The sequence below is a fragment of the Limosilactobacillus reuteri subsp. porcinus genome (assembly GCF_036621895.1).
Taxonomy (GTDB): domain Bacteria; phylum Bacillota; class Bacilli; order Lactobacillales; family Lactobacillaceae; genus Limosilactobacillus; species Limosilactobacillus reuteri_J.
The window spans coordinates 1-9467 of sequence record NZ_LN887491.1 but is presented as its reverse complement, the minus strand read 5'-3'; the positions used below and the strand labels follow the sequence as shown (position 1 = coordinate 9467).

General features: G+C 40.6%; 8 protein-coding genes. 1 reads left to right on the top strand and 7 read right to left on the bottom strand.

All coding sequences use genetic code 11. The annotated features are described in order from the left end of the window. Positions 1-60: 60 nt before the first annotated feature. Entirely contained in the window at positions 61-252 is a 192-nt protein-coding gene (locus AACL61_RS09180; RefSeq protein WP_086118049.1) for a helix-turn-helix domain-containing protein, read from the bottom strand. A gap of 81 nt (positions 253-333) precedes the next feature. Further along, on the bottom strand, positions 334-2253 hold the full coding sequence (gene tet(W), locus AACL61_RS09175) for a tetracycline resistance ribosomal protection protein Tet(W) (protein ID WP_000691721.1): 1920 nt from the start codon (positions 2251-2253) through the stop codon (positions 334-336). A gap of 654 nt (positions 2254-2907) precedes the next feature. On the opposite strand from tet(W), the gene AACL61_RS09170 reads away from it, so the two are divergent. After that, entirely contained in the window at positions 2908-3954 is a 1047-nt protein-coding gene (locus AACL61_RS09170) for a hypothetical protein (protein ID WP_016497318.1), read from the top strand. Positions 3955-4569: 615 nt separating this feature from the next. Here the strand turns inward: AACL61_RS09170 and AACL61_RS09165 are convergent. From AACL61_RS09165 to AACL61_RS09145, 5 genes are all read right to left on the bottom strand, one after another. Then, positions 4570-4890 carry a DUF5388 domain-containing protein gene (locus tag AACL61_RS09165; RefSeq protein WP_016497317.1) on the bottom strand — a complete coding sequence of 107 codons (321 nt, stop codon included), beginning with the start codon at positions 4888-4890 and terminating at the stop codon, positions 4570-4572. Further along, a complete protein-coding gene (locus AACL61_RS09160; protein ID WP_016497316.1) occupies positions 4890-5708 on the bottom strand; it encodes a ParA family protein in 819 nt (272 codons plus the stop codon). The genes AACL61_RS09165 and AACL61_RS09160 overlap by 1 nt, the downstream gene beginning before the upstream one ends. Before the next feature lie 955 nt (positions 5709-6663). Beyond that, positions 6664-7803 carry a hypothetical protein gene (locus AACL61_RS09155; protein ID WP_339111280.1) on the bottom strand — a complete coding sequence of 380 codons (1140 nt, stop codon included), beginning with the start codon at positions 7801-7803 and terminating at the stop codon, positions 6664-6666. 342 nt (positions 7804-8145) lie between these two features. After that, the gene (locus AACL61_RS09150) at positions 8146-8733 is read right to left on the bottom strand and encodes a recombinase family protein (RefSeq protein WP_339111279.1); all 588 of its coding nucleotides are present in this window, start codon (positions 8731-8733) and stop codon (positions 8146-8148) included. A 141-nt stretch (positions 8734-8874) separates the two neighbouring features. Beyond that, positions 8875-9087, bottom strand: a complete 213-nt coding sequence (locus AACL61_RS09145) for a hypothetical protein (RefSeq protein ID WP_339111278.1) — start codon at positions 9085-9087, stop codon at positions 8875-8877. Positions 9088-9467 lie beyond the last annotated feature (380 nt).

Here is a 9467-nt window from a genome sequence, read left to right as displayed (position 1 = left end):
TCTTTCTAATGGAATGTTGAGGTAACACCATTAAAGACCTTGATGGGTTTTTCTGTCCACTTAAATGTTCAACTTAAATTTTACAATCTGCCACATATTTAAATCGGGTTCATTAACATCTCTCTCCCAATTCGATAGTGCCTGCCGGGTAACATTCAATTCCCCGGCTAGTTCTTCCTGTGTCATTCCCAATTGTGTTCGCAGATGACGTATTTGCTTTCCTGTTGTAATATTCGTCTGTTCCTGGTTCAAAATAGTTTCTCCTCTCTGATACTGATTTTATCAATGATATTTCGCAATAGCCAGCAATGAACGCTTGCATTGCGCAAGACGTTACATTATCTTCTGAAACATATAGCGCACCTTGTCCAGGCGGCTGTTTGGACGGCGGGGCTGGATGACTGGCTTGCCGACAGCGGCCTGATACCCTTTCAGTTCTGTAAGGCATACGCTCTGCCCGTTGGTGTAAAAGGCCAGATCAGTACGGTATGCCTGTATACAGCGGGCGGGAATCTCGCCAGTAAAGACAACTTCATCCTTTTTTACCTGGACCGTTTCGATGGTGGCACAGTATTTCGGTGCATCATGATAAGCCCTGGAAAGATATTCCCGGGGCGCATAGAGGGTGAAGGAGAGATAAGGTTCCAGCAGTTGCGTCCCTGATTCCTTCAATGCCTGTTCCAATACAATCGGGGCCAATGAGCGGAAGTCCGCCGGCGTGCTGACCGGACTGTAATAAAGCCCGTATTCAAAGCAAATCTTACAGTCCGTTACGTTCCAGCCGAACAAGCCCTGCTCCAGCCCGTAACGGATACCATCCCTGACAGCGTTTTGAAAACTCTGGTTCAAGTATCCCAGCGAAACCCGGCTCTCGTATTGTACACCGGAGCCAAGCGGGAGTGGTGTAACAGACAGTCCGATGGATGCCCAAAACGGGTTGGGCGGCACCTCGATATGGATGGTGTGGCTGGCTGCTTTGAGCGGCCGCTCCATATAAATGACGGTGGGTTCCTTTACCACTGTTTCAAGCTTGTATTTTTCCGACAGCAAAGCGGAAACAACCTCCAACTGCACCCGGCCCAAAAAAGAAAGAATGATCTCATGGGTGATGGAATCCACCTCGCAGCGCAAAAGCGGGTCAGTATCCGCAAGTTGCGTAAGAGCGTCCAGCAGCCGTTCTCTTTGCGCTGCCGTTTTCGGCGCAATCGACGTCCGCAGCATGGGGAGGGGGTCCTCACGCCACCTTTTACGAGGGAGCCGGGTTGGGTCCCCTAATACATCGTTTAACCTCACGCTGTCGCTGGGAAGGATAACAATTTCACCCGGATAAGCGGTGTCTGTCCGAACAATTTCCCCTTTGGATGGAATACGCATCTCTGTGATTTTCAGCTTTTCTCTCCCGGCCAGGGCCACCGTATCCCGCAGGCGCAGCGTTCCGCTGTATAGCCGTAGATAGACACGCCGCTGGCCGCAATCTGTATACTCCACCTTGAAAACGCTGCCGCATAGGGCGGCGCTCCCCTGTTCCCCAATCGGTTGGAACAGCCCTGTCACCGCATCCATCAACGGTTGAATGCCAAGGCCCTTTTTGGCGCTGCCATAATAGACCGGGAACAGGGAGGCGTCTTGAACCCGCCGCTGTTCCTCCCGCACAAGTTTTTCCCGGCTGATTGGTTCTCCTGCGATATACTTTTCCAATAATTTATCGTTATTTTCGATGACCGCATCCCATGCTTCTATGTCGGTATTTTCCTCCAGGACTATTTCCGGGGACAGCGACACCGTCTGCTTGATGATAATATCGGCGGAGAGCTTATCCCGAACAGACTGAACCACGCTCTGCAAATCAACGCCAGCCTGGTCGATCTTGTTGATAAAGATAACGGTGGGAATGTTCATTTTCCGCAGGGCATGGAACAGAATACGGGTCTGGGCCTGCACGCCATCTTTAGCGGAGATCACCAAGATGGCCCCATCTAAAACAGCCAAAGAGCGGTACACCTCCGCCAAAAAATCCATGTGGCCGGGCGTATCCACAATGTTGACTTTACATCTGTGCCACTGGAAGGAAGTGACTGCCGCTTGAATGGTAATCCCACGCTGCCGCTCCAAAAACATGGTGTCCGTCCTCGTTGTCCCTTTTTCGACGCTCCCCGGTTCTGAAATGGCTCCGCTGGCATATAGCAGGCTCTCCGTCAAGGTCGTCTTTCCAGCGTCTACATGGGCAAGAATTCCAATATTGATTATTTTCATGTGATTGTCCTCCCTTTACTGCCCCGAAGGGCATAAAAATCCCCAGCAGTAAAATACTTTTACCACTGGGGATGATAATTTGCGGACATACACATATACAGCATACACCTGTTTGTGAGTGCTGTTTTTGGGGATATGTCAAAATTGATAAGGCAAAAGTATTCTTAAATTGGGTACAAAAAACTAAGCCCCTACAAAAGGGACTATCATAATCCTTTGTTCCCACTATTTGATTATAGTTTTATTTAAGAATAACTTGCCGCATATTTTTTACTCCTTTTCTGGAATTGAATTATTATATCACATCAGTTTTAGGAAAACAAGTATCTAAAAGAAATTTTTCTTCCCCTTATATGTAACAATCATACCGGCTTCCTAACGTTCAGAATGGTTTCTACTGTCTGCTGCGGTGTTTGGTTGGAATTGTCCAGCCAAAAGCCGATCCGTGGTGTTGTCTGCATTTTACTAAATACAAATTCAATGTATACAGAAAGAAATATATAAGGAGTGGGAGGGATTCCGCCGTAGTCGGCATTGTAGGAAAATCCAAAAGTTTAGATTTTCTCAAAATGCTTATCTTTTGGTCTTTGGTTCGGAATAGTGTAGTGCTGGCGGTCTATCTATTGTTTTCGGTTGCTTGCTTCTTTACCGTACATGAGCATTAATGAAGGTAATCAAGCTTATCTTGATGGGTTAAGCTCCAATGGCAATACTTTAACCGTAACTGGTTGGCATGCTACCAACCAAGCTGCTGGTCGTCCTTACCATTACATTATTGCCTGGGACCGGAACCTTGGTCATGAAATTGCACGGCAAAAGGTAACGGCCGTTAGTCGCCCTGATGTTGCTAAAGCTTATAGCACCGTTGCTAATGCTGTAAACTCCGGATTCAGTGTTAAATTTAACCTAACTCCACAGTTCTTTAATGATAATATTCAGTTTATTTCCCGTTGGACGGACGATGCTGCCGGAAATGGGAATGCTGTAGATTATTGGTTTAAGCCAATGAATCGGACGAACCGAGCCAACCTTGATTCTGTTACACTAAGTAATGGTCAAGTAAGGGTTGCCGGATGGCATGCTACAGATCTTTCACAGCTTGAACCTAATCATTATTTGATCGTGTTTGATAATACTACTGGACAACAGGTTGCTTCTGAAAAGGTAGATCTGCTATCATCTCAGGATGTTAAGAATGTCTTTGGTGATATTCAGACTGCAGACCACTCACGGTTTAACTACACATTCAACTCACTACATTTGATTCCAGGACACAATTACTCATTAGTTAGCCGATATTCAGCAGATGCTAATGGTAATGGTAACGATGGTGCACACACCGATTCATGGTTAAATATGGGTACTTTCCAACAGTCGGCTTACTCTATTGATCATGTGGCACTCAACCGTCGTCATATGACTGTCCAGGGGTGGGTAGCTAATGACAATGCAATGACCAGACCATATGCTTATGCGATCTTATTACAAAACGGTCATGAAATTGGCCGCCAGCGTTTAAATCTTAGTGAGCGTGCTGATGTTGCTAAGGTTTACCCGCAGATTTATCGTAGTCAATACAGTGGATTTAACACCAGTTTTGATTTGCCAACTGCTTCTACTAACGGATTGCAATTGGTCTTGAGATTTACTGATGATCCAGCAGGCAATGGTAATAGCTCTGATAAGTGGATAAATCTGTAAAGCTAAGGTGCTAAAGTTGTATTAAGAAAAAATACACTTTTGAAATATGTTCAAGGCGTATTTAATAACTATCACCTTTTATTCAAGGTACCCCACGCCCGGGTCAATAGGACGAAAAGTAATAGTTAACTAAAGTACTCATATTCACCCTAGGTTATATGGTTACTTTGCTAAAAAATGGTGTAATAAATACAAAAGCTCTTTAGCCAAAATAAGCTAAAGGGCTTTTTAATTTGATAAATTTAAAATAAAAAAGAGCATCTTTTCAGATGCCCCGCCGGCTCGGATAAGTAATCAGCTGATCCAATTTGCACACCAGCATTCTTGTGTTTGTAAATCCATTATAACTGAAATAAGCATATGATACAATAATGAGGCACATCAGAGTGTCTTAATCACACACTCAATTGTGCGGGAAGGAGGTTCTTCCCAATGCATTATTGCATTCTTGTGTTTGTATTGTTGCCGCTCTCAAAGAAGCAACTGAAAAAACTGATTAAGCTTATTATTAAGCTGTTGAAGCATTTACTTTAGCATTTCAGCAGAATAAACCAGCGTCTGTCGCGTGCGGCAGGCGTTTTTAATTTAATAAGTTAATTTGTGTAGAAATGTGTATTACTTTTTTACTTTACTTTGGACTGTATAAAAGTCTTTCATTTCTAATGCTTGTATTATCTTTTGTAATCTATTTTGGTCTTCTTTGTTTAGTTGATTAATACGAGATTGTACCATGTCGTTAATTAATTGCTTGGTATTCTCTGCTATACCTAGATCAATTAATGCAGCAACTTGATTGGTAATATGATTATCGACTCGTAAATTGCGTATGAATGTTACTGATTGAGTCTGGGGTACGATTTCATCACGAGTAACTTGATTCTTTGCTTGTATGCTAACTTTGTCTGATAATTTTCTATTATGTTGAAGTAGTGACATTATGCTTTTACTCCTAGTCGTTCGAGGATTTCTTTAGCAACGTTTATGTATGCTTGATGAGTTCTCTTATCCCAAATATCGTTTTTACCATCGGTAATTCCAGTCATATCCATTCTTTTGACACGCTCCATGGTCATAATATGGTTGCTGAAAATATTTTCTTGTCCAAATTCTTGAATAGCAGAATTTAAGATTTCGGTATCAACTTGTGCGTTTCTCTTAGAGAGTACAGGGAGGATACCAAGAATATCAACATTTGAATGAAAATCGTCAATTAGGTTTGATTGGAGATAGTTGACTAAAACTTTGGCACCATCAAGAGCACGTTCTTGAGTTTGTAAAACAATAATTAGTTGATTACAAGCGTAGAAGGCTGAGTCATTAGCCAATCCAAACGTTGGTGGAACATCGATAAAAATAAAGTCATATTTATTTTGTAAGTCAGTGCTTATTTTATTAGCTAAATACTGGACTCTATCTATTTCATTATTAAACATACTTTCAAGGAAACGTGAGTAAAGAAAGAAATCTGAAGCGTTAGGAATCAAATCAAGATTATCAATAATTGGAATAGTTATTTTTGAGAAGTTAATATTATTTTTAATTGCTGTCATTAATGAGGTCTTAATTGAAATAACACCAGAATTTTGTGTGGACTTTGTTTTAATAAAAAGCGAAGTTAAATTGGCTTGAGGGTCAAAATCAATTGTTAAACATTTGTATCCCATTTTAGCGAGGTTATAACTGACTAATGCGGTAGTGGAACTTTTGCCGACTCCACCCTTTTGATTGCAAAAAGACATTACACAAGTATCCATTTTAGATCCTCCTAACTCTTGATCTCAGTATTATCATACCTTTTATCAATAAACTCTTCAACCATATATATGTATATAAATATATATGTATATATACATATATACGTATTTTAAAAACTATTGTATTAATCGCCAATATGTGTGATGATAACTATGTTAATAAAATAATTTAAGAGTAAAAGAAAAAGCCCGCTGAAGTACGCCAATACTTCAACGAGCTACCGATTAAAGCTAGTCGCATTAGCCAATCGGGGTTGTCTATTTCTTTAATACATTTATTGTAAAGGATATAGGCTAACATTTCAAGATATAACACTACAAAACTATCACTGAAATCAAACCCTAAAAAGTACGAAAGCCGACTAGTTAATCGCTAGTTGGCTTTTTCTTTTGGGCCGCACCCGTCAAACTCGTCAGCAGTAGCTCTGCATCGTAGTCGCATCTCGAAATCGCTCGTGATTCCTTGGACGTGTAGGAATTGTAGTTAACAACATGGGAATGCCAATCCCAGTATTTACCACATGATACTAAAAGAGTGGCTGGAAGCTTCGGAAATGCTACGGACAACCTTGCTTGTTATGTGAGTTCTTCGGGTCCTCACGGAAGATTCTCTTTGAAAGTAGAGAAAACCCATAAACAACCCTAAAGCAAGCAAGGACAAGGGCGGAGTGCGTTTAAACTGTCTGCATTGATTATCTTGATGAGCTAATAATATCGGTATTGTTAGTTGATTAAGTTAATCAATGACTGTCACGATATGCTACCAAACATATGTTTACAGTTTGCCACAAACAGGCTAACTGTGATGATGATGCTATCGCATTACTTTGGTGGGGTTTAAGGGTAATTGTGTACTCAAATAAGTATTGAAAATGGCAAGCAGAAATAAGCCCACTACCAATCGATAGAAAGAATCCAGACACTAGGCTTATAATAGATATAGAATTATGGATAATTAAGACTTATGATTTGATGCCTTATTTAGTTCAAAATCTGTTTTAAGTCTTAACACCTGTTGGACTTCTTCTGGTGATAGCTTTAGAGCAAAACTGACAGTGGCTAGGACTGGACCGTTACCAATCTCACCGGTGGTTTCATTAACACTAGAAATGGCTTTAGCACTAAGTTTCCCGTGAATGAAATAACCTAGTCTAGCTAAGGCTTTAGCTTGGTCAGTAGTAACGCTTAGGGTAGTTGTCTTAAATCCAGACAAGTTACTGTAATAGGGGTTATCAAGATTGGAATTAGGATAGTTCTTAGCTCTCTCTTGCTTTATCTGCTTCTGGACAGCTTTCTTACGGTCCACTAAGTCAGCTATCTTTCCCTTATTCTGTGGGGTTTGTGGTAGCTTCTTCCGTTGCTCTATTTCATGGGCTAGACTATCTCTAAGAGCTACCAGTTGAGCCTCTCTGACAGGCCCGTACGGCGTTGTATCGCCCTTATCTGGGATAGCGACCCAATAGTTAGCTAATCGTTCTAACTGGTACGGTTGTGGGGTTATTTCAGCATAGCCGTATGACCAACTTGACTGAATGGCCTTTACCAATTGGGAGTGGTGACTGTTGGTTTCAAACCGCATTCCAGCTTTCAGACAAGCAAGAAAGTGAACGTGCATACCAGTATCGCCATATTCCGCCCAAGCACAGAACTTAGCATTGTCAATGTACTTGTTATCACTACTACTTAACCATGCTTTAACTCTTTTTAAGGCCACGTGTGGCGTTTGTGGCAACTGATTAAGGCTATTAAAATGTAGGACGCCAGCCATTACTCTATCGTTACTTTCAGCACTAAACAGTTCAAAGTCACGTTTAACCCGCCGTCTTTTGGCCAGCAGATACTGTCTATCATGCTTATTGTGCTTAACATAAGAACCACGTTTACCAGTGATAGCAGACTTCGGTTGATAGTTGTGGTTAGTAATCTTTAGGACACCCCCCACACCCTGTGTCCCGTTGAGGGTTAGCGTACAGCGGGTGTCAGCAATTGCCAGCCCCAGCCTTGAAACCTCATTTTTGAAAAAATCTAGTTCAGATTGCTGGTAAGAGTGAACATAGCTTAAACTTTTAGTAGTTTCATCGAATGACTTTAGCATTAAAAAAGCCCCTTTCTGCCTGTCGTACGGGCAAAAAGGAGCTAATAGCTTTCAGCTCTATATTAATTAAGACTAAAATATACCACAAGAATGTTGAATATTTAGTCTCATAAGTTATAATTGAGAACGTAAGGAAAGTTATTAGAATGGCTTGTCAATCTTCTTCTATCGCCAAATTTCCGAAGATTGATAGAGCTTTTTCTTTTTACCCTTTTTTTTATTGAATTGTATCTGTTGTTTATTATAAGCATAATAGCGCTAACTTGAAAGATAAACATAGATTTTATAGTAGAACATATTAAAAAGGCTCTAACAGGCTCTCGTGGCTTGCTAGGGCCCTATTTAGTTATTATTCAGCCCCTCTTGCCTAATCTGCCGTTTGATACGTTTAACGGTACTCTCACTAACACCAGTGGCTAAGGCTGTTTCCCGAATTGAGTGGTCCAGGCTGTACTCATAGACGGCTTTATAACGGTTGGTAATCGTACGTTTAGGCCGTCCCTCGTGGTAATTAGGATTGTGAGCTTTGGCGTAGGCCTTACCTTGGGCTAGACGGTCCACAATCATATCATGTTCAAACTCTGCCATTATGGTTAGGAAGTTAAAAGACATTTTACCCATAAAATCAGACCGGTTGACATAGTTATTTAACTGGATAATGTAAACCTTAACACCTTTATCAAGCAGGTCATTAACGATATCAATTGCAACCTTAACTGAACGACCAATACGATCAACTTTAGTAAAGACAACTTCGTCACCCTTGCGAAGTTGCTTATACAGCTTCTGCCACTCTGGACGGTCTTCCGTAGTTCCCGTAAACTTTTCGGCATAGATATTCTCTTCTGGAACGTCATGGTCCTTTAACTGTTGCTTCTGTTGTTCCAAGTCTTGCGATAAGCCACTAACCCGTGCATAGCCAAACTTCATAATAATTACCCTCTAACTTTCTGGTCCAACTTTCTGAACTACTCTACACCCTTATTAAAACACGGTTTACTACCTAGGTCAATATCTGTACAGAATTTGAACCAATTAAAGTAAAATAAAAAGGCTACAAAACTGTAACCTCTAATCTATTTCTAGGTCTTTGAGTGCTTCATACAAATGCTGTTGAGCTTGGTTAATAGCATTTAATTCCCTGTTATAGTTGCCATTATCCAGATCTTTAATCCTAGCTTTTAAGTCTTGTAGGCTGTCTGCTGTAAGACTGATTAAATTATGATACTGTCCAATCTGGTCTCTAACACTGTCATGGTTTGTTAGGTCTTTAAGTTCAGCCATTAAAACCACCTCTTTCAAACTCAATTATACCTTTACTGGAAGCCCGAAGTCTAATGTAATAATTGTTGAAAAAGTATATTAGAATATAGCTCTTAACTCTTACTCTTACAAGGGATGTCAGCATTTTTTAGCTTTTAAGATTCTAACAGAAAGTGGTACTTAATTAAGACTAAATTTAGCTAGAATTACCATAATTAGTTATTGAATAAAGAGAAATTAAACAAGATTAAGCCTAACCTAGTTCTTTTAAGTACCTAGAATAATACATACTACTTTTAATAAGTGAACATGAACACTATTTTAATCTGTTCAAGTCTAATTAATTGGCAGATTGCAAGAAATAACTTGAACGAATTTAATGACGTAAATTAAGCAGGAAG